The organism is Streptomyces sp. NPDC059256 (genome assembly GCF_042753785.1).
GTDB lineage: Bacteria > Actinomycetota > Actinomycetes > Streptomycetales > Streptomycetaceae > Streptomyces.
The window spans coordinates 22,700-42,567 of the sequence record NZ_JBHYZO010000030.1; the positions used below are offsets into that span (position 1 = coordinate 22,700).

The 19,868-nt window shown below is 66.9% G+C and carries 17 protein-coding genes and 1 pseudogene; 10 read left to right on the forward strand and 8 right to left on the reverse strand.

The features are described 5' to 3' along the window. The first annotated feature begins 85 nt into the window (after positions 1-85). Together ACFXJL_RS32480 and ACFXJL_RS32485 are read left to right on the forward strand one after the other, a co-directional pair. Positions 86-622, forward strand: a complete 537-nt coding sequence (locus ACFXJL_RS32480; protein WP_384698532.1) for a VOC family protein — start codon at positions 86-88, stop codon at positions 620-622. Further along, a complete protein-coding gene (locus ACFXJL_RS32485; protein WP_384698535.1) occupies positions 606-1,430 on the forward strand; it encodes a MerR family transcriptional regulator in 825 nt (274 codons plus the stop codon). Before ACFXJL_RS32480 ends, ACFXJL_RS32485 begins: the two co-directional genes overlap by 17 nt. Positions 1,431-1,915: 485 nt before the next feature. On the opposite strand, the gene ACFXJL_RS32490 is transcribed toward ACFXJL_RS32485, so the two are convergent. Further along, positions 1,916-2,113, reverse strand: coding sequence for a hypothetical protein (locus ACFXJL_RS32490; protein ID WP_329013888.1), 198 nt, complete (start codon positions 2,111-2,113; stop codon positions 1,916-1,918). A gap of 576 nt (positions 2,114-2,689) precedes the next feature. On the opposite strand from ACFXJL_RS32490, the gene ACFXJL_RS32495 reads away from it, so the two are divergent. Further along, complete coding sequence (locus ACFXJL_RS32495; protein ID WP_358878016.1) at positions 2,690-3,901, forward strand: S8 family peptidase; 1,212 nt, start codon at positions 2,690-2,692, stop codon at positions 3,899-3,901. A 202-nt stretch (positions 3,902-4,103) separates the two neighbouring features. Continuing rightward, on the forward strand, positions 4,104-6,062 hold the full coding sequence (locus tag ACFXJL_RS32500; protein WP_384698538.1) for a WD40 repeat domain-containing serine/threonine protein kinase: 1,959 nt from the start codon (positions 4,104-4,106) through the stop codon (positions 6,060-6,062). Between the two features lie 282 nt (positions 6,063-6,344). Here the strand turns inward: ACFXJL_RS32500 and ACFXJL_RS32505 are convergent, their stop codons facing one another. From ACFXJL_RS32505 to ACFXJL_RS32515, 3 genes are all read right to left on the reverse strand, one after another. Continuing rightward, the gene (locus tag ACFXJL_RS32505) at positions 6,345-7,400 is read right to left on the reverse strand and encodes a TerC family protein (protein ID WP_384698541.1); all 1,056 of its coding nucleotides are present in this window, start codon (positions 7,398-7,400) and stop codon (positions 6,345-6,347) included. A 266-nt stretch (positions 7,401-7,666) separates the two neighbouring features. Beyond that, positions 7,667-8,413, reverse strand: coding sequence for a DJ-1/PfpI family protein (locus tag ACFXJL_RS32510; protein WP_384698632.1), 747 nt, complete (start codon positions 8,411-8,413; stop codon positions 7,667-7,669). A gap of 407 nt (positions 8,414-8,820) precedes the next feature. Next, positions 8,821-9,690, reverse strand: coding sequence for a lytic polysaccharide monooxygenase (locus ACFXJL_RS32515; protein ID WP_384698544.1), 870 nt, complete (start codon positions 9,688-9,690; stop codon positions 8,821-8,823). Between the two features lie 560 nt (positions 9,691-10,250). On the opposite strand from ACFXJL_RS32515, the gene ACFXJL_RS32520 reads away from it, so the two are divergent. Together ACFXJL_RS32520 and ACFXJL_RS32525 are read left to right on the forward strand one after the other, a co-directional pair. Further along, positions 10,251-11,063 carry a DUF4253 domain-containing protein gene (locus tag ACFXJL_RS32520; RefSeq protein WP_384698547.1) on the forward strand — a complete coding sequence of 271 codons (813 nt, stop codon included), beginning with the start codon at positions 10,251-10,253 and terminating at the stop codon, positions 11,061-11,063. A gap of 481 nt (positions 11,064-11,544) precedes the next feature. Continuing rightward, on the forward strand, positions 11,545-11,733 hold the full coding sequence (locus ACFXJL_RS32525) for a hypothetical protein (RefSeq protein ID WP_358878021.1): 189 nt from the start codon (positions 11,545-11,547) through the stop codon (positions 11,731-11,733). Between the two features lie 277 nt (positions 11,734-12,010). Here ACFXJL_RS32525 and ACFXJL_RS32530 read toward each other — a convergent pair whose 3' ends face one another. Next, complete coding sequence (locus tag ACFXJL_RS32530; RefSeq protein WP_384698550.1) at positions 12,011-12,553, reverse strand: hypothetical protein; 543 nt, start codon at positions 12,551-12,553, stop codon at positions 12,011-12,013. Positions 12,554-12,981: 428 nt separating this feature from the next. On the opposite strand from ACFXJL_RS32530, the gene ACFXJL_RS32535 reads away from it, so the two are divergent. The 4 genes and pseudogenes from ACFXJL_RS32535 (at position 12,982) to ACFXJL_RS32550 (ending at position 14,464) form a co-directional block, all read left to right on the forward strand. Then, positions 12,982-13,323, forward strand: coding sequence for a metalloregulator ArsR/SmtB family transcription factor (locus tag ACFXJL_RS32535; protein WP_329027256.1), 342 nt, complete (start codon positions 12,982-12,984; stop codon positions 13,321-13,323). 32 nt (positions 13,324-13,355) lie between these two features. Then, positions 13,356-13,527: pseudogene (locus tag ACFXJL_RS32540) on the forward strand (sodium-independent anion transporter); the annotation flags it as partial. A 129-nt stretch (positions 13,528-13,656) separates the two neighbouring features. Beyond that, positions 13,657-14,052: an STAS domain-containing protein gene (locus tag ACFXJL_RS32545; protein WP_384698553.1), complete on the forward strand. Its 396-nt coding sequence runs from the start codon at positions 13,657-13,659 to the stop codon at positions 14,050-14,052. 49 nt (positions 14,053-14,101) lie between these two features. Further along, positions 14,102-14,464, forward strand: coding sequence for a zinc ribbon domain-containing protein YjdM (locus ACFXJL_RS32550; protein ID WP_384642720.1), 363 nt, complete (start codon positions 14,102-14,104; stop codon positions 14,462-14,464). Positions 14,465-14,792: 328 nt separating this feature from the next. Here the strand turns inward: ACFXJL_RS32550 and ACFXJL_RS32555 are convergent, their stop codons facing one another. The 3 genes from ACFXJL_RS32555 to ACFXJL_RS32565 form a co-directional block, all read right to left on the reverse strand. Continuing rightward, a complete protein-coding gene (locus tag ACFXJL_RS32555) occupies positions 14,793-16,634 on the reverse strand; it encodes a GDSL-type esterase/lipase family protein (RefSeq protein ID WP_384698557.1) in 1,842 nt (613 codons plus the stop codon). A gap of 23 nt (positions 16,635-16,657) precedes the next feature. Beyond that, entirely contained in the window at positions 16,658-17,251 is a 594-nt protein-coding gene (locus tag ACFXJL_RS32560) for a hypothetical protein (protein ID WP_358878027.1), read from the reverse strand. A gap of 301 nt (positions 17,252-17,552) precedes the next feature. Next, positions 17,553-19,262 (reverse strand): dihydroxyacetone kinase subunit DhaK, encoded by a 1,710-nt coding sequence (locus tag ACFXJL_RS32565; RefSeq protein WP_384698561.1) that lies wholly within the window; start codon positions 19,260-19,262, stop codon positions 17,553-17,555. Positions 19,263-19,868 lie beyond the last annotated feature (606 nt).

Here is a 19,868-nt window from a genome sequence, read left to right on the forward strand (position 1 = left end):
CAACATCGGTCGGACCGTTGGGATGGGTCGAGATTCACAGGTCCGGCTTGACCCTCACGTTGGGTGAGGCTGGAGGGTGGGGTGCATGAGCGACTACTACAACGCGTTCGAGATGAGTCCCGTACCTGCTCCCGGCCCGGATGCGGTTCCGCCGGAGCCGTTCCGCGGCATCTACGGGATGCCCGCGTTCGTGACGATCCCCACGAGCGATCTGGCGGCGTCGGTGGACTTCTGGATTCGTGGGCTCGGGTTCTTCGAGCTGTTCAGCATCCCCGACACCATGGTGCATCTGCGCCGGTGGGCGTTCCAGGACGTACTCCTCGTCTCGGCGGCGAGCGTGCCCGAGCAGCCACCGGCGATGAGCTTCAGCTTCTCGGGCGTGCTCAGCCAGGTCGATTCCCTTGCCGAGGCATGTCGTCGGTTGCGCCCGAACTCGGTCGACGGCCCACGGGACACTCCCTGGAACACCCGCGATGTGGAGGTGATCACCCCTGAGAACACACGGGTCGTCTTCACCGCCGCGAAGCCCTTCGATCCGACCAGCCAGGAGGCACGGAACCTTGAAGCCATCGGGATCACCGCACCCGTCGACGGTCGCGGCGACCATGACCAGCACGCCTGACACCACTGACACCGATGGCCTGACCGTCGGGCAGGTCTCGACACGGCTGGACGTGACGGTCCGCGCGTTGCACCACTGGGACGAGATCGGTCTGGCGCGACCATCGCTGCGCACGACTGCCGGATACCGGCTCTACACCCCTGGTGATCTGGAACGCCTGCACCGCATCGTCGTCTACCGAGAGCTCGGTCTCGGTCTGGACAGGATCCGGGCCGTCCTCGACGACTCGACCGCAGACGTGCCCGGCGCGTTGCGCGCGCAGCGTGCCCAGGTCGCTGAACGGATCGACCGCCTTCAGCGACTCGGCGCCGGACTGGACCGGATGATCGACGCCCACGAGCGCGGCCTGCTGCTCACCGTCGAACAGCAGGCCGCGATCTTCGGCCCCCAGTGGAACCCGGACGGGCCGGCCCTAGCCCGTCAGCGCTACGGAGACACGACGCAATGGCGGCAGTACGCCGAACGCTCGGCCTCTCGCAGTCCGGAGGAATGGCAGGCCATAGCCGACGGCATCGCCGGCTTCGACAGCGCCCTCGGGGATGCGATGGATGCAGGCGTCACACCTGGCAGCCCGGAAGCGAATCAACTCGTCGAGCGACACCGCGAAGTCTTTGCTTCGTACTTTCCCCTCACCAGACAGATGCAGGTCTGTCTCGGCCGGATGTATGAGGCCGACCCGGGATTCGCCGCCCACTACGACGGCATCCGCGCCGGCCTCGCCACATGGCTTCGTCGAAGCATCGACGCCAGCGCCCGTGCCCACCACATCGACCCCAACACCGCGACCTGGCCCGGGTCCCAGCAGTAACGGTACGGAAAGCGCCGCTCAGATTGATCTTGACCGGCCGCACACCCCACCGGCGATGTCGCCGCGGTCGCAGGCACATCGCGTCCCACGCCCTCACGAAGGTGCGGCCCTGCGACAGTACGGCGGCATCGGGGCTGACGAGGGATCGACAGAAAGGCCCACAGGAGGCGTACGGCCGCGGGCTGACCTGACCGGGCTCGCAGGCTCCGCGCTGGTGCCCGTATCTGTTGTCGATCAGCCACTCCGCTGTGGCGTGGAAGTCGTCGCGGCTGTTCTGTTCTGCCCGCCGGCCCTCGGGGTTCCGGGGTCGGCCACGCACGACCGGTGCCGGGGCGGGTGCATTGGCTTCCCCGTAGCGAGGCCACCGCGCAGCCATTCAGCACACACGGCGACCTCCCCTTCAGAGCCCGCTACGCGAAGCGCATGTTCATCGGCCAGGCTCCTCCTCGCGGCGCTCTTCCCGGAGCTGCCCGGTGATCAATGCGTCAAGGGCTCTCGGTGAAACGAACGGACCAGGCGTAGCCGCTCAAGCTGTCCTGTGTGACCCGCCGGACCTCTTTGACCTGGCAACCGTCGTGGGCGTACTTACGGGCGAACCGATCGAGGCGCTCTGCATCGGTGAGATCTTCCATGGACAGGGGTGCTCCGACGACCAGGTCCTCATGAACGATTGTCTCCGTCACAGCACCGTCCGAGCAGGCTGAGCAATGATGCGTTTTGGGTAGGGTCATAGGTGCAGTGTCCTCTTCTTCTCGGGTGCTCTGCAGAGCACCCGTTACTTGGGAGCCGTGGGCGGATACCCGCTGGGCGAGAAGCGCGGCCGTACCCGCCTCGATGCGAAGACCCGAGAGACACCCTGAGCACGCCGATCACTCTGATCCGTGCAGCCAGAAGTCAGGCGCCGGAGACCATCGGCCTTGAGTGTTCGCCGGGTGGGCAGGCCCTCCTGAATCGACCCTTTCGGCAGCTGATGTCACTTCTTGTCCGGACGGTTGCGCAAGAACGGCGGGCTCTGCATGCTCCGCGGACACTCGGACTGAGCCGGTCGGATCGCGCACACAAGACGACGTTCATATTGCCGCATGTAAAGCCAAGTTGACGGGCGAGTGGCAACATGTCGTGCTCATGGCAACAGTCGGCTTGTGCTTGCCCTGCCCGAGAGCGTCGCGCCATCGTCGGTGGCGGCGTACAGACCCCGTACGCCGCACCCAGCGGGCGCGTGCACTTCTGGCGCGCCACCATTCGAGGAGGACCACTCGATGGCAGCAGTGCGCAACACCAAGCGGCGGATCGTCGCAGCGGTAGCAACCGTGGCGACAGTGGCGTTGGCAGCCGGAGCGGGCGCGATCTTACCGGCCCAGGCAGCCCAGCCCGAGGGAAGAATCCTGCAGGCCGGAGCAGCAGGCGCAGTGCCGGGAAGCTATCTCGTCACGCTGAAGCAGACCGCTGGTTTCACCGCGTCCACCGCCCGCGGCAAGCAACTGATAGCCAGCTACGGCGGCCAGATCAAGCGCACCTACACCGCGGCGTTGAACGGCTATGCCGCCACGCTCAGCCACACCGAGGCCAAGCGGCTCGCCGCGGACCCGGCGGTCGCCTCGGTCGAGCAGGACCAGAAGGTCCACTCGACCGCCACCCAGTACAACGCGCCCTGGGGACTTGACCGGATCGACCAGGCGAACCTCCCGCTGAACGGTACGTACACCTACCCGGACTCGGCGGGCATCAACACGACCATCTACGTCCTGGACACCGGGGTCCGCATCACCCATCAGGACATCGCAGGCCGCGCCTTCAACGGGTACGACTTCGTCGACAACGACCCCATCGCCCAGGACGGTTACGGGCACGGCACCCATGTCGCCACCACAGCGGCCGGGACCACCTGGGGAGTGGCGAAGAAGGCCAAGATCGTTGCCGTGCGTGTCCTCGGCAACACCGGGTCCGGTACCACCGCTGGCGTCATCGCCGGCGTCGACTGGATCACCGCCAACCACGTGGCCTCCTCCGTCGCGAACGTGTCGCTCGGCGGAGGGCCCAGCCCCACGCTGGACAACGCGGTCCGGCGGTCGATCGCCTCTGGCGTCACGTACTCCATCGCGGCCGGCAACTCAGGGGCACCCGCATCCGGTTACTCACCCGCCCGAGTGACCACTGCGATCACCGTGGGTGCCACGACCAGGACCGACGCCAAGGCCACCTACTCCAACCACGGTCCCATCGTGGACATTTTCGCGCCGGGCTCCGACATCACGGCCGGCTGGAACAACTCCGACACCGCCACCTACACGGGTAACGGCACCTCCTTCGCCGCGCCCCACGTTTCCGGCGCTGCCGCGATCTACCTGACCAACCACCCCGGCGCCTCCCCCGCGGCCGTGGCGACGGCACTCGTGAACGGCGCAACGCCCAACGTTCTCACCGCCATCGGAGCGGGCTCCCCGAACAAGCTGCTGAGGCTCGTACCGTAGCGACATGACGACCGGGGCCCGTACGGGATCATTTCCGTACGGGCCTTCCGTCGCGGCGCACCGGTCGGAGGCTCGGGGGCGATCATCCGAGCCAGAGCCGTCGGACATGCGCCAGGAGTGGCCGCGGTTGGGATTCGTGTTGCCCGGTCCCCGCTGTGACTTCGGCCGGCCTTCCGGGGTGGCGTGGCCTAAAGTGACCGCCATGGTGGGGGAAGTGGGACGCTTGGTGGGTGGCCGGTACCGATTGGTCGAGTTGGTGGGCCAGGGCGGTATGGGACGGGTGTGGCGGGGGCACGATGACACCCTCGACCGCAGGGTCGCCGTCAAGGAAGTGGTGTTGCCGGCGGGAACTTCGTCGGGTGAACGGGAGCAGTTGCTTCAACGCACCATGCGCGAGGCGCGGGTGGCAGCGACACTCGGACACCCCGGGATCATCACCGTCCATGACGTGGTCAAGGACGCTGACGCTCCATGGATCGTCATGGAGTTCATCCCCGGGAACTCACTTGGCGGCCTGATCGCCCAGAACGGCAAGCTCCCTTGGCAGAGGGTCGCCGAGATCGGCGCGGAGATCGCTGACGCGCTCGCACATGCCCACGCCGCTGGCGTCGTCCACCGTGACCTCAAGCCCGACAACATCCTCATCCACGGCGCGCGCACCATCCTCACCGACTTCGGCATCGCCCGTGTCCTCGACGACTCGGCTGGCACCCGGCTCACCCGTACCGGAACCATCGTAGGAACGCCTCAGTACATGGCTCCCGAGCAGCTCGAAGGCGGGGACGCCACGGCTGCCGGCGATCTCTGGTCCCTCGGAGCCACCCTGTACGCCGCCGTCGAAGGCAGGAGCCCCTTCGAAGCTCCCACCTTGATGGCACTCTTCCACGCCATCCTCTCCCAGCCCCTGCCCGCACCCCGGCACGCCGCACAACTCGCCCCCACCCTGAACGACCTTCTCTCCAAGAACCCCGATCAACGCCCCAGTGCCACTGCCCTCGCCGCCCGACTCAGCCAACTCCATCACCCGCCCACCCGGCCGGACCATCCAGCGCCACCGGCACCGAAGTACCAGCCCACCGTCACCGCACCCGCCCGGCAACGTCCGTCCGTGCCGCACCCGCCCACCCATATCTCCACACCGGATACACCCGCCGCACCGGCGGGTGCAGGAGGGGTAGGGCGGAGTGGGCCGGCCCGTCGGACGGTCGTCCTTGCCGGGGCCACGGCCGTCGCCGGGCTCGCTGGGGCCGCATGGGCGCTCAAACCGGGTGCGGACGAGCCATCCGGCCAACCGAGCACGACCAGCCTCAAGGGGCACACCAAGGGTGTGTACGCGGTGGCGTTCAGCCCCGATGGGAAGACCGTCGCCAGTGGGGGCGAGGACAACACCGTCCGTTTGTGGAACACGGCCACCAGGTCCCTCACCGCGTCGGTCAACGGGCGTTCCCTGGTGTTGGCCGTGGCGTTCAGCCCGGACGGCAAGACCCTCGCCACCGGTCACGGCGACAGCGCCATCCGGCTGTGGCGGGTGGCCGACCGCAATCTCGTCGCCACCCTCACCGGTCACAGCAAATCGGTGAACGGTGTCGCCTTCAGCCCGGACGGCAAGACCATCGCCAGTGCGGGCCGGGATCTGACGGTGCGTCTGTGGAAGGTCTCCGGCGGAGTCCCCATCGCGGTCTTCGCCGGCCACACCTCCGATGTCGTCTCCGTCGCCTTCAGTCCTGATGGGAAGACCGTCGCCAGCGGCGCCTGGGACAACACGGTCCGCCTCTGGGACGTGACAGCCGAAAGCCCGCTCGCCACCCTCACCGGCCACACCCTCTATGTGTCGTCGGTCGCCTTCAGCCCCGACGGAAAGTCTCTCGCCAGCGGTGGTTGGGACAAGAAGATCCGGCTGTGGGACGTGGCTTCCCGGACCAGTACCGCCACACTCGATGGGCACACCGAGATCGTGAGAGCAGTCGCGTTCACACCGGATGGCGAGCAGCTCGCCAGCGCCAGCGAGGACGAGACCGTACGTATATGGGACATCCTGCGTCGGGCCAGCACCACGACCCTCTCCGACAGCGCCGGGGCCCTGTGCTCGGTCGCCATCAGCCGGGACGGGAAAACCGTGGCCAGCGCCGACCGGGATGTACGCCTATGGAGTCTCGTCTGACCACGGACGCTCCGTCGTCCTCCTCGTCACCGGGCTGGCGACTTCTTGCGTTGGGGGTCCAATCGGTACTCGGGACAGTCGCGGTTCTGGCATGCGCCGGGGCCCCAGACCGGAACGAATACGCCAAGGGTCCGGCGGCGGTGGATCGCGGTCGGAACGGGCTGCTTGCACATCGGGCACATGTACACGTCAGTTTCGCTCTTTGTTTTGGCCATATTTTTACTATATGTCCGCATTTACGGGAAGGAAAGTGCCGCCTCCTTGCCGTGAGCGCGGACGGGCTCAAACGTCCCGACCCTGTGATCCAGATGAGGAATCACCGTCATTCGCCGCAGGCGGCGGGCCAGGTTGCTCGGGGGCCGCGGAAGAAGCTCGCTGTTCATCGGCCTGTTTCGCACCGTCCATCCGAGCGGACCTTCTGAGACTGAGGAGCACGGAACCCGTCAGGATCACGACGATGACTGCGAGGCTGATCGGTGAGGGGATTTCCGGAATGCTGGGGCTGATCATCTTGTGGGATGCCTGAAGGATCAGCTTGACACCGATGAAGGCGAGGATGATCGCCAAGCCTTTGCCCAGGTAGTGGAAGCGGTCCAGAAGGCCGGCGAGCATGAAGTAGAGGGCCCGCAAGCCGAGGATGGCGAACGCATTACTGGTGTAGACGATGAAGGCATCGTCGCTGACCGCGAGGACGGCCGGAACACTGTCGACCGCGAAGATCAGGTCGGCGGCCTCGATCGACGCCACCACCGCAAGAAGTGGCGTCGCCACCCACTTGCCGACTTCCCTGACGAAGAACTTCGCCCCAACGTACTCGTCCCGAACCGGGATGATTTTCCGGAGCATCCGCACGGCAAAGTTCTTGCCCGGGTCGAAACTGTCCTCCTCGTCCTTCAGGAGTTTGTAGGCGCTGTAGAAGAGCACCCCCGCAAAGACGAACAGCACCGCGGTGAAGCGGCTGACCACGGCCACACCGAGGAAGAGGAAGATCCCGCGGAAGACGAGCGCGCCGATGACCCCCAAGAACAACACGCGGTGCTGGTAGGCGCGGGGCACCTTGAAGTACGCGAAGATCACCGCGAAGACGAACAGATTGTCGACCGACAGGCTCTTCTCCAGCAGCCAAGCCGTTGTGTACTCGGTGCCGGCAGCACTTCCGAGGACGAGGAAGACGACCGCACCGAAGATCACGGCGAGGCTCACCCACAGGCCGCTCCACAGGGCTGCCTCCTTGAAGCGGATGACGTGCGCGGTCCGGTGGGACAGCAGGTCCACCGCCAGCGACACGATCACCGTCACGGCGAACACACCCCACAGCCAGACCGGAACCTCCAGCACGCCGAACACCCTCACTTTGGCCTGCGCAATAGCCCTCTTCAAGAGTGTGCGGCATCGCGCTCCAGGGAGCATGCGCAGCGGTCAGTCCGGCCGGAGGACTGGAGGCGCGCCATCGGTGGCATCCACCCTCCCCATCGACCCGACCCGACCCGACCCAACATCGACCCGACCCGCCCCGACATCGACGAGATCGGCGGCGCGGTCGGGGGGGCGGCGGCGTCGGGCTCCCGGATACCGTCGGATGAAGACGGCCCCGGGCCCTGGGTCTATCGCGCCGAGGAGTGTCGTGCCCAGACCGTGCCACGTGCCTCGTACTCCAGCATCGCCTCGATGCCGAGTGCGGTGTCCGGTCCGAGTTCACGGCGGACGATCCACAGAGCGAGTTCCAGACCCGAGGTGATACCGCCCGCGGTCACCAGATCGCCGTCGTCCACGACCCGGGCTTTCTTCACCACGCCGCCCTGCGACTCCAGGTCCGCGCGGGCCCCATGATGGGTGGTGCAGGGGCGGCCACGGGTCAACCCGGCGGCGGAGCAGAGCATGACGCCCGTGCACAGTGCGGCGATGGTGAGTCCCGGACGGGCCGCCTCGGCCAGTGCCCGGGGCAGTGTGCCCCGGGTGATCTCGGCCCATACCCCCGGGCTGTCCCGTCGGCCGTAGCCACCGCCCGGTACGACCAGCACATCGGCCTCGTCGGGCGCCCAGCGGCCGATGCCCCGCAGCCGTGTCCCGTAGGCCGCCGTGACGGCGGCCGGTCCCGAGGCTCTCACGTAGTCGACCTCCACCGGCCGCGAGGTGAAGAACCCCGCAGCGGAGAACACCTCGTACGGCGCGGCGAAGTCGAGCTCCTCCACGCCGTCGAACATGACGACCTGCACTCGGAACGGGCCGATCCGCTCCTTCCCAGCGACCGAATGATCCGCCGCCGCGGCACTCATGGAGCCTGCGGCGCCCACCAGCACGCCGGTGGCGCTCAGCGCGGTGGAGGCACGGAGCACATCCCGTCGGTTCATGCGTGGCATTCGGGTCTCCTCATCGGTCCTGGGGTGATCTGCTCCATTGGTCGGACAGCGGACCATCGGAGTTCCCGTACCGACCAGGTTTTCCGTGGACGGATCGCCAGTGGGGTCCGAAACGAAACAAGTGGATCGTTCCGGCCCTGCGCAGTAACTCCTCACTCCCTGCGGAGAACTCCTCATGGGCCCGTACGACTACTGCGCCGTGCTTCTCCGCGTCCCCGTGCCTTCTCCGCGTCCCCGTGCTGGTGCCGCGGATACGAAATCGGCCTCCGTCTGATCCCTGTGCTCCAACCAGTGGGGCACAGGGATCAGCGCGAAGGCCGTGGGGGGAGAAGAGGCTGCCTCAGCACGATGTCCGGCATGAGGTCTTCGCGGTGGCGTCACACCGCCCGGAAACCGCCTTAGTTCGTCCTGCGTCGACCGCGGCCGAGGAGCAGGGCGCCCACCGCGAACGCGGCTGCGCCTCCAGCCCAGGCCACAGCACCTGGCAGTGAAGCGGTCGCGGGCTGCGACGGAGCGGAGACCAGTGCGGGCGCGTGCTCGTCCCCGCCATGGCCCGCGTGGCTTACGGTCGATCGGGGTGCGCTCGTGTCGATCCTCGCCTCGGTCGGAGCCTTGGCCACGGACGTGCCCGCCCCGCCGAAGGTGACGTCCGAGCAGCCGTAGAACGCCTCGGTGCTGTCGTGGCGCTGCCAGACCTTGTAGACGATATGGCGGCCCGTGCGGGCGGGAAGGGTACCGGTGAAGCGGTAGTAGCCGCTGTCGCTGATGCCCGGCGTGGAGTACGTACCCACCGGGGCCGCGTCCAGATCCGACCACTTCAGTGGCTTCGTCGGGTCGAAGCCCTGCTTGGTGATGTACATCGTCATCGTGCCCCGATGGGCCGCGGTGACCCTCACGTTGAAGTCGTAGGAACCCGCGGTCACCGCCGTGGCGGGCCAGTCAGTGCGGGCCCAGTCCAAGGCGCGGTACTTCACGCGGTTGGCGGAGCAGAGCTTGCCGTCGGGGATGATCTGCTGGTGCCTGCCGTCGGCATTGGCGATGTTCACCTCGTTCCAGTCGTACAGCGGCTGGGTCCCCGAGTCGGCGATGAGGTCCTTGCAGATCTGGGACTTCGGCGTCTCCGGGCCTTCGGCGAAGCATGCGCTCACCCGGCTGACCGGGCCGAAGACAGAGCCGTGCGCACTCGCGGGTGAGGGCGTCAGGGACAGGAACGTAGCGGTGGACACGACCGCGGAGGCTGCGGCCAAGCGGCGTCGGACGGCAGACATGGCGACTCACTCTCGTACGTGTAGGGGACGTCGGGAGGATCTGGACAACACCGCCCCGGGTGCGGGGGGTTGGGGCGGAGGTCTATACCAGAGAATCACATTGGTCCGTACCAATAGCAAGGGATGTGAACCATCCCCGAGAGATATGACTTCCGGCTCGCCTTGCGGATGTTCCATCCAGGGCCGACATCGGGGCAGCGGTGGGCTCTCGCAACCGGCGGGTGAGTACGGCCGCGATGGCCATCGGCCTCGTCTCCCGACAGCCGACCCACCTGGACGAAGCCGACATCGTCGTCGACGCCAACCGTCCCCACCCGTCTCTGCTGTTCCTCAAGGGGTACCTCGACGGGAGTCGGCGCGCCGTTCAGCGGCGTGTCCGAGCCAGCGGCAGGCCAACACAACATCATCGACTTCCGCGCCCCCTCCCAACGCCGGATGGAGTCCTCGACGAGATCGTCGGCGTGGCCGCGCGTCTCGGCTCGACGCCGCCGGGAATGGAGACTGGCGTCAGAGTGCCGTCGACTGCGAGGCGTGTCAGTCCGTGGGGCTAGCATCCGCGCGTGACCTTTGAACCCTGCACGCTTCTCGACACCCCGTTGCCGCCCGGCCGAATGATCACGTCCGAAGACAGCAGCGACGGCAACCAGATTCTCTGGCTGAGCGACGGCCCGGTCGCTCCCGGACTGTGGGCGCGCATACGCGCCGAACACACCCGCACCGGACTGTGGCCCCTCCTGCTCGACTGCCGGGATCCCGGCGACAGCGAGTTCCGGCCCTGGGCCTCGGGTGAGCTGTCCCCCGAGCGCATGTCCTCGCCCGGGGATCACGACCCGGCCGAACTCCTCGCACACTGGTGGCGCGGATACACGACCACCGACGAGGTCGACGATGTACTTCCGCCCGCCGAACGACTGGCCGTCACCGCACCCTTCGGGCAGCGATGGCCGGGCCTGGCCCCCGGCCGGCCGACAGGACCCGATCCGGACAAAGAGGCCGCCGAGTACGCGGAGTTCTTCGCCTCCCTGCGGGCCCGTGTCCGCCTCGGGCTGGTCCCTGCGGCTTCGGGTGCCGACGCACTCGCCGTCGCAGGATGGGACGGGCCCGCCAACTACGACAACGACACCGCGAAGTTCTCCACCGTTCTGCGAACCTGGGAGCAGCGCTTCGGCGCACGCGTCGTCGCCGTAGGGTTCGACACCCTCCACCTCAGCATCGCCACCCCGCCGACGCAGACAGAAGACGCGCTCCTCATCGCCGCGGAGCACTTTGCGTTCTGCCCGGACAACATCTGGCAGGGCTCCCGTCCCCACACGCTGGTCTCATACGCCGAGCGACTCGTTGACGCTCACTCCTGGGAATTCTGGTGGGACTGACCCCAGCACATCATGGTGTTGGAGCCAGACGCTGAAGGGAGAGTGCCTGGTTACGAGGACCTTGTGATCTGCCTTGCGACTGGTGTCTGAAGCGGGGAACGGAGTGGCGAGGGCGGGTCTGTTGGAGCCGGCGAGCGGTATGCCCAACAGCATGGGAGACCGTCGATCGCATGCCGAGTGGCCGACTTCGACGACGCTCACGGCTCGCTTCACGTCCGGAAGGTGCTGCGCGGCTTCCTTCACACAGGGTCCGCGTGCGGAACGAACCGGGCATCCTGGCATCGAACGCCCTTTTCGCACATTCCGCATCGGAGGCGCAACGAAGTTCCGCATTCAGCAACAGAGGGTATTCGTGCAATCGCGCTGGGTAGCGTTGCGTTAGGTGGGGTTCAGGGGTCTCCATTCCACGGGGAGGTGTTGCCCGGCGGAGTCGGGCTGTTGAGTCCCTCCACATTCCGCTCTACCTCACGGGGAGAACCATATGCACAAGGCTCTTGGCCGAGTTGCTGCCGCGACGGTCGTCGCCGCATTCGCTCTGCTTCCGCTGGCCGGTACCGCATCCGCTCTGGCGCCGACCACGCCGTCCACGCCGACATCACGGACCCTCGCTTCCGAACCCCGCGAATGCCTCATCTACAAGGGAAAGTTGTACTGCCGCATCCAAGCCTGACCGTGGGACAGGACCCGCTAGTCAGCATGTGAGCGCTGGTTGAGTCATGGCGCAGCCATGGGAGGGGCCCAATACGGGCACCTCCCACGGTTCGTTGAGTGCGCAAGTGCGCCGGTGAGACAGGCAGCGAGGAGGAAGGTGCTGATCAGGCCGCCGCGGCGCCCGAAACCCGGACCCCGCCTGAATGGGCCGGTCGCCTTCAGGAGGGAGGCTCCCCAGGGCGGCGCCGACGCGCCCGCACCCGACAACTGCACCGCGCGGGTCGCCCGCGGGGCGATCAGTCGGCACCGCAGCCACAGCCTCCTCCGCTGTCGCTCCAGTCCGGGCAGTCCGGCATTCCATCGCGCCTTGCGCGTCGCTCTGAACGACCGACGCACAGCCCCACGGCGATCAGGTTCATGATGCTGGCCGCCATATGGGCGGGCACGCCCATGGCGATCGGACCGAGCACCTCCTTGTCAATGTCATGCCCGGTCACCAGCACGACAAGCAGGACAGGGAACGCAGCCACCATGGCGAAGTAGTGGAAGAGAATGCCGGATAACGCGGCGCGGATGTGGCAGTCAAGTGCGCCCTTGGAGCGCGCGCCATCGCCGGGCCACAGGGCCGCCGCCACTGCGAACATCTGACAGACAGTGCAGGCCGCGAGTGTGATGACGAAACCAGCGAAGGTGGATCCGTACAGTACCGAGTACACGCACGCGGACAACGCGCAGAGCCAGCCGGCAACGTGGCCGACCCACACCCATATCTTGCGGACCTCCGTTGCCGAGATGGATTCATCCAGCCAATTCCGAACCATCACCGTCGATCCCCCCACCTAGTCGGCTGTCACGGGCCGCCCCTATGGCTACCCCGCGGTGGGTCCCCTGATGGGACGATGCCCGGGGAAGCATGGGGAACGGACCGTTCGAGGGCCACGCCGTGGATCGCGGCTCTCCGGCTCGACGCACCAATGACCGGTCACGTAGTACGACGTAGGCCGTGAACTCATCACTGGCCAAACAGTCACTCGGTACGGGGCGCCGAAGCCCCGCAGGCAGATACCGAAATCGGCTGGGGCAGCATGGCAGCTACCCAGGTGGCCCACCTGTGCGCCCATCACACGACGACACAAATTGCAAATTTGCGCAATTCGCTACATCATGAACGTCGCCGCGTCCTTGCTGAGGAGGTGTGGCAGCCGGGCGTTCATCCGACCTCGGGTGCGGTAGCGCCATGGATGTGGATGAGGGAGCTGGTGTAGGGGTGCAGGTGCCGTTGTATCAGGCGAAGGCTGAGTTCTTTCGGATGCTCGGGCACCCGGTCCGCATACGGGTGCTTGAGCTGCTCCAGAGTGGTCCGATGCCGGTCAGGGATCTGTTGACCGCGATCGAGGTGGAGCCTGCGGCGCTGTCTCAGCAGCTCGCTGTGCTGCGTCGCTCTGGGATCGTCACCTCCACCCGGGAGGGCTCGACGGTGGTGTACGAGTTGGCTGGCGGGGATGTGGCGGAGTTGATGCGGGCCGCGCGGCGGATTCTGACCGAGATGCTGGCCGGGCAGAACGAGCTCCTCGCGGAGCTACGGGAAGACGTGGTCACGTCCCGGTGAGCACCTTGCTGGCCCGCCGGCCCTGGGACCCGATCCGGTCGCTGCTGCCTGCCGCCACGGACTTCACCGCCATGACCCGCAATCCGCGCCGCGATCTACTCGCCCGCCTGACCGTGGCGATCGCGACCCTGCCGCTCACCCTCGGTTCCGGCGTCTCCTCCGGGCTCGACTCCCGAAACCGGGCACGCGACCGCGGTGACGGCGCTGATGCCGGTGGGCGCCCGGTGGCGGCCCGCGATCCCGTACCGGGGTGACGCCGACGGCAACGGCACAAGCATCTGGATCACCCTCCCCCTGTGAACCATCCCCTACGAAAGACCGAGGTAGCAGCGGATGACCATCGAGTGGCGCTATACCACCCACCCCAACCTGAGCGTTCTCTCCCTGGCCGGGCACCTGGGCCCCGAGGCGGTCGCCCGGTTCACCGGTGCGATCGGCTGGGCCCTGGCCCGGGGTACAGGACCGGTCATCCTGGACCTGACCGAACTGCGCGGCTGGTCGACCGACGGACAAGCTGCCGTCGTCCAGGCCGCACGCCAACTCGCCGCCGAAGGACGCCGCCTGGAGCTGGCCGCCATCCCGGCCGACGGCTTCCTCGTACCCGAAAGCACCCATCCATCGATCCCCGTACACGGCGATCTGCCCACCGCCCTCACCGCCCACCACCTCGTGCCAGGGGATCAACGCCAGTGGTACAGCGACGAATGGCCCAACGCCACCACAACCTGACACCCGACACCTGATACCCGACACAGGAACCCTCCGGATGAGAAACCCCGTGAACGACGCGACCGACACCCTCCCGCCATGCCCCCAGTGCTCCAGCGCCTACACCTACACCATGGGTGCACTCCTGATCTGTCCCGAGTGCGCCCATGAGTGGACGCCGACAACCCGCGGCTCCGCGAGCGGCGCCGAGGCCCAGGTGATCAGGGATGCGGTCGGCAACGTACTCGCCGACGGCGACACCGTCACCGTCGTCAAGGCGCTGAAGGTCAAGGGCAGCCCGAGCGGCATCAAGGCCGGCACCAAAGTCCGCAACATCCGCCTGGTCAACGGTGCGGACGGCCACGATATCGACTGCAAGATCGACGGACTCGGCGCCATGCAACTCAAATCCAGCGTGGTCAAGAAAGCCTGACCGGTTTGGTGCGTACCGTCCGAGGTGCTGCTCGCGCCGAGCGAGCGCCGTGTGCCTTGTGGCCGCCGCGGATCGACGTCGCCGCGTTGCGGACTGCTGGGCCCAGATCGTCCCGGACGGGCAGTTCAACCTCGATCTGCGTGCCATGGACGACGAGCCCATACCGTCGCGAGGGAGACGCCGGCCCGGCTTCTGTCCGCCTTCGGGGGCGAGTGGGTGCCGCACCAGAGCCTGTACCACTGGGTGGGGCATCAGTTGTGAACGCGAACGCCAAATGGCGGGCCCGCCGGTGACCGGCAGGCCCGCCATAGTCGTGCGGGCGAAGGGTTCAGATACGGACTTGCTTATCGGTCCACTGCGCAGAGCCAGACGCGATACGACCCAGATCCGTCCAACTAGTACCGGTGGTGTACCTATAAGCATTCACCGAACCATTCGGACCGAGAACCAAGTACTCAGCCTTACCATCACCATCGAGATCAGCAAAACGAACCTGCTTATCCGTCCACTGCGCAGAACCCGAAGCGATACGACCCAGATCCGTCCAACTAGTACCGGTGGTGTACCTATAAGCATTCACCGAACCATTCGGACCAAGGACCAAGTACTCAGCCTTACCATCACCATCGAGGTCGACATCGTAGTCGCCGGGGATGTCGGAGCCGGGCGGAGGTGGTGAGACGACGACGTTCTCAGTGATCCACTTGTCGGTAGCGGCTGCGCCCATTCCCTTGTGGAAGGCGTCGGCCATCTTCTGGTAGCCACTGTTGTTGGGGTGGAGCCTGTCGTTCAGGTCGCTGTCGTTGATGGCGCTGAAGTCGACCAGCCGCACCTTGTTGTTCTTCAACCGCCGCTCTTGCACGATCCCGGGAAGCGCGGCGTTGAAGGTGTTCACCAGGGCCTGCTTGCCCGGATTGCTGTTGGGGACGATGGGAGCGAGGAGCACCGTGAGGTCAGGTGCCATGGCGAACATCTTGTCCAGCAGGCCACCCAGTTCAGCGGGTGCGCCTGCGACGTTCTGGCCGTGGTGGATGTTGTTGGATCCGATGTGCAGGGTAACCACATTGGGCTGCGCCGCAGCCAGCCACTCCTCGATGTACGAGGAGATGCCCTCGATGAACCAGCCCGAGTGGCCCTCGTGCCGGTTGCCTTCTGCATCCGTCTGCGAGCCGACGAACTCCACGGTGGTCGCCGTGCTGGCCAGCGCCGCGGCCAGAGCGGGCCGGTAGCCAAGACGAGCAGGCGTACTGCCCACACCCAGCGTGATGGAGTCCCCCAGTGCCATGACTCTGACCTTCGGGACCTTCGGACCGGGTGGCGAAGGCACATGCCGCCACAGGAAGTACAGGGCGATGGCTATCTCGACCCTGGACATCGTCCAGTTCGGCTGTTCCGGGGACCCGTTGACGTATCCCTCGCTCGCCGGGTCACGAACCGCAGCCGAGATCGCGCTCCAGTTGTGGATGAGCCGCTCATGGATCTGTGGATTCCAGGACTGGTTCCAGAGGATGTTGTTCGCCAGGGCTTGCACGACGGGACGGAACCGTGCGCCCTCCGCGAGCGCCACCACCAGTACCGCAACGCTTCTCTGCAGGCTGCCGAGGTTGCTGTTGTTCGGAGCGCGCAGTGCCATCACCGCCGACATGATGGCTTCCCGGCTCACCTCGAAATTGAGATCACCGACGCCCATGTTGGCGTATCTCTCTCCGAAGGGAAGCTCGTGGCGCTCCACGGTCGAAGCACCCCAATCGACATTCGGATGGCTTACGCCGTGCCTGAAGTAGTAGTATCTTCCCGTTGTGCCCGGTAGGTAGAACCCGAGCACATAGAGGTTCGTCCGGTTGAACACTATCTGGACATCAGCAGAGTCCGGGTCGTCCGCTCCATTGAAGCTGGCAAGCGCCCTGACGCTGACGAGCACCTGCTCCTCGCCTCCCAGCTCCCAGGAAATGGCTCCCGCCGGAGCGGTTGCGGTCGTGGTCCCACCGGTGCCAGCCGCTCGGAGGCGCTCACGAATCGAAGCGATGAGGCCCATGTATGCCGTCACATACGCCCGGGAATTCGCGTCGGACGGCGCCGCCCGGGCGGGACGCTCCAGCACGGTCAGGGTGAAAGTGAGTGCCAGAACCAGTGCAAGGACCGAGCGCAGCGGACCGCTGAAACCGTGCATCCGAGGCACGGGGGAATTACTCATCACGGGGCCACGAAATCGATCGTCGCAACGACCGTTCCTTCTCCGATCACCGGCTCATCCCGCCAGTAGGCGATCGTGTACTTCTCACCCCTCTTGATACGGGTAGATCCCGCACCGATTGCCGCAGCCCCGAACGAAGTGCAGCGGTCGTTCTCGTTCGGGCACACCCAGTCCCAGTCGATCTTGTTTCCGTGCGTCACATTGCCGTGCGGGTGAATTCCGATCCAGTCCCTCTGGGTTTCAGGATTTCGGTTGGCGGGGGATATGTAGCTCACCACCACACCGGTGTCGTAACCGGTACCAGGGATAACCCCCCTTCCGTTTCTGATGTGCGCTGTCGTCCAGAGCGCGTCCGTCAGATGGAAGCCCTTGCTTGTCGCCGCTGCCGCGGGGAGCACGGCGAAGCTCTCCTTCTTCTCTTCCGGTTTCTCCGGTGCCTGCTGCGAGAAGACGGACTGCGCACCCAGGATCAGAGCGGCCGTGCCCAGGGCCGTGAGGAGTGCGGGCAGGCTCTTGCTCTGCTTCCCGGTACGGCGTCGGAACAGTTTCACGACAGGCTTCTTCCTTTTGTGTGAGGGGAACACCCGCCCCATGGCCGAAGCGACGAAGCGACGAGGTGGCGAGGTGGCGAGGTGATGGTTTCCACCGGGACGGCGCTGTACCGGACAGCCCTGATCCAATCGCTGCGCACCCCGGCCGACCAGGCAGTTCCGCCGGCAAAAGTAGCCACGGCCATACTTGTGCCGGTACGAGAAAGGACCTCTCCGCCAACGGAGTTCAGCCGGCAGCGGCAGGCTCGGTGAGCGGGGCTCGACGTGCCTCAACTCGCGAGCACGGAGACCCTGCGGGGCAGGACGCGTCCCTCGGGCCGCTCCCAGGCGGCCGGCCCCTCGGCTAGCGGGTGATGGTCGGGAGTTCGGGGAGTTCCGCTGCGGGGTGGGGTTCGTGTACCCGGGCGAGAGCGATGAGGACGAGGGCGACCGCGACCGCGCCTGGATCGGGGCGACCGGCGGAGCGGTGACCGGTGTAGCTGGCTCGGCCCCTGCGGGCGGTGAGCTCGGCGGTGGCACGCGCTCCTTCGACGGCTGCCAACGCCGCCGCGGTCAGAGGTCGTCGTGAGTCCGAGGGGTGGGTCGCGACCATCGCTTCGGACGCGGGGGCGAGGGCGTCGATCAGTGTGCAGTCGCCCGGAGACGCGCCCCCGATGGCGGTGATCCGGCTCAACGCCCGGTGCAGCGCAGCACCGATGGCGGGAATGTCCGGTGGGGTGTGGTCGGCGCCGGGAGCCAGAGCGGAGAAGAGGATACCGAAGAGGGGGCCGCTGGAGCCTCCGACGCGGTCGCGGAAGGTGTCGGCGAGCGCTGAGGTACCCGTGAGACCCGTCGCGGTGGCGTGGCGGACCGCGGTGGCCACGCCACCGCAGAAGTTGTCGCCGAAGTCCCCGTCTCCGCTCGCCTGGTCCAGTGCGGTGAGGTCGCTGTGGGCCGAGGCGCAAAGCCGCGCGAGTTCATCGAGGAAGGCGCGGCTGCCTTGTCCTTGTTCCTGCTCTCGACCCTGGTGGTCGAACGTGGTGGTGGGAGGTGTCAGGGTGGTGGTGCGGGAGGCAGCGGGGCCCGGGAGGCGCAGCGGTGTGTCCGTGGGCAGGTCCCACAGGCCCGGCCAGGCGGGGGCCAGGGCGGTCAGTGTGATGCTGAAGCCGGCCATGTCGAGGGCGGAGACGTAGGTGCCCGCGGCCAGGGCGTGGACATGGATGCCACGGGTGGTGAGGTCGTGGTGGAGCAGAGCGCCGATGGCATGTAGTTCGAGGTCGCTGGTTCCGCCGAGACCGGATACGAGTGCGATCACTCCGTGCTCGCCCGGTGTCACACTGCCGAGGAGCTCATCGACCATGCGGGTGACGAGGCGGCCGACGATGTGGGGTTCGGTGGTGGTGTGGGCGGCACGCTCGCCGTGGATACCGATTCCGAAATCCAGCTCGTGCGGTTCCAGCCGGAAGGCGGGTGCCCTGGTGGCGGGGGTGGTGTGGGCGCGTGCGCAGACGGCGAGACTGCGGGAGGCGGCGGCGACCTGGTTGCCCAGTGCGGCGAGGGTGTCGAGGTCGGCGCCTTGGTCGGCCAGGGCACCGAGCAGCTTCTCCACCACGACCGTAGCCGCCGTGCCCCGGCGCCCGGCGGCGGCTCCCTCAGTGGCGAGGTCGTCGTCGATGACGACCTCGGCCACCGGAATGCCCGCCGAGCGGACCTGTTCGGCGGCAAGGCGAAAGTTGATGCGGTCACCCGTGTAGTTCTTCACGATGTGCAGGACGCCGTCGCGCTGGCCGAGAGCGGCTGCCGCCTGCGTGGCCGCGGCGATCTGCGCTCTGCTGGGTGAGGTGAAGACCGGGCCGGGTATCACGGCGTCCAGTCCGCCTCGGCCGAGGAGGCCGGTGTGCAGTGGCTCATGACCGGCACCGCCCCCGGTCACCAGTGCCACCCTCCGTGGGGGCGCGGGCCTGGTCGCAAGCAGATAGAGGGGCTCGACGCACAGGCCGATTCCGGGATACGTCAGCGCCAGCCCCTGGCATGCCGTGCGTACCGCATCGTCTTCGGGGAGGAAGTAGCTCATCGGACCTCCACTGGTGGGTTGGAGTGCGGTACCGGCTGGCAGGCGGCCCACAGAGAGCGGCCGGGGACACAGTTCTGTGCCGCGGACGGCTGCACTGTTCCCAAGCGTGGGCAGGGCATCGGCGAAGCGGGAGCGCCTCGCAGAGGGCGTGATCAGGACACCTCCTCACTTTGAGGATTTTATGCCAGTACGACCAAACGAGGAGGGGCGGATTCGGGGGCCATCGAGGTGTTTGTCTCTGCGGCCCGGCCCCCAGCGTCCCTCTCGTCGCGCGGGCGCACTTCGACGGGCGTACTTTCGGGGGAACCGCGTGTTCGAAGCGGGATGTCAGCTCGTGATGCCCAGACAGGAGAATGCCGCACGGAGCACATCGAAGGTGACCGTGATCAGCGCGGGCCACAGAAGGTCGCGCCCAGCTCGCTCAGGGCAGTGTCGAGGCGGACCTGCTCACGGAGGTCGAGGCCCCCGGCCCGGCGGAAGGTGAGCGGGCTGCCCTTCGCGACCGTCAATCCGGCGCGAAAGTCCGCGCACCCGTCACGCTTCAGCGCCCCAGAAGCGTACGAGGGCCCCCACGGTGACATGACCGAAAGGGCGAACCGGCACGCC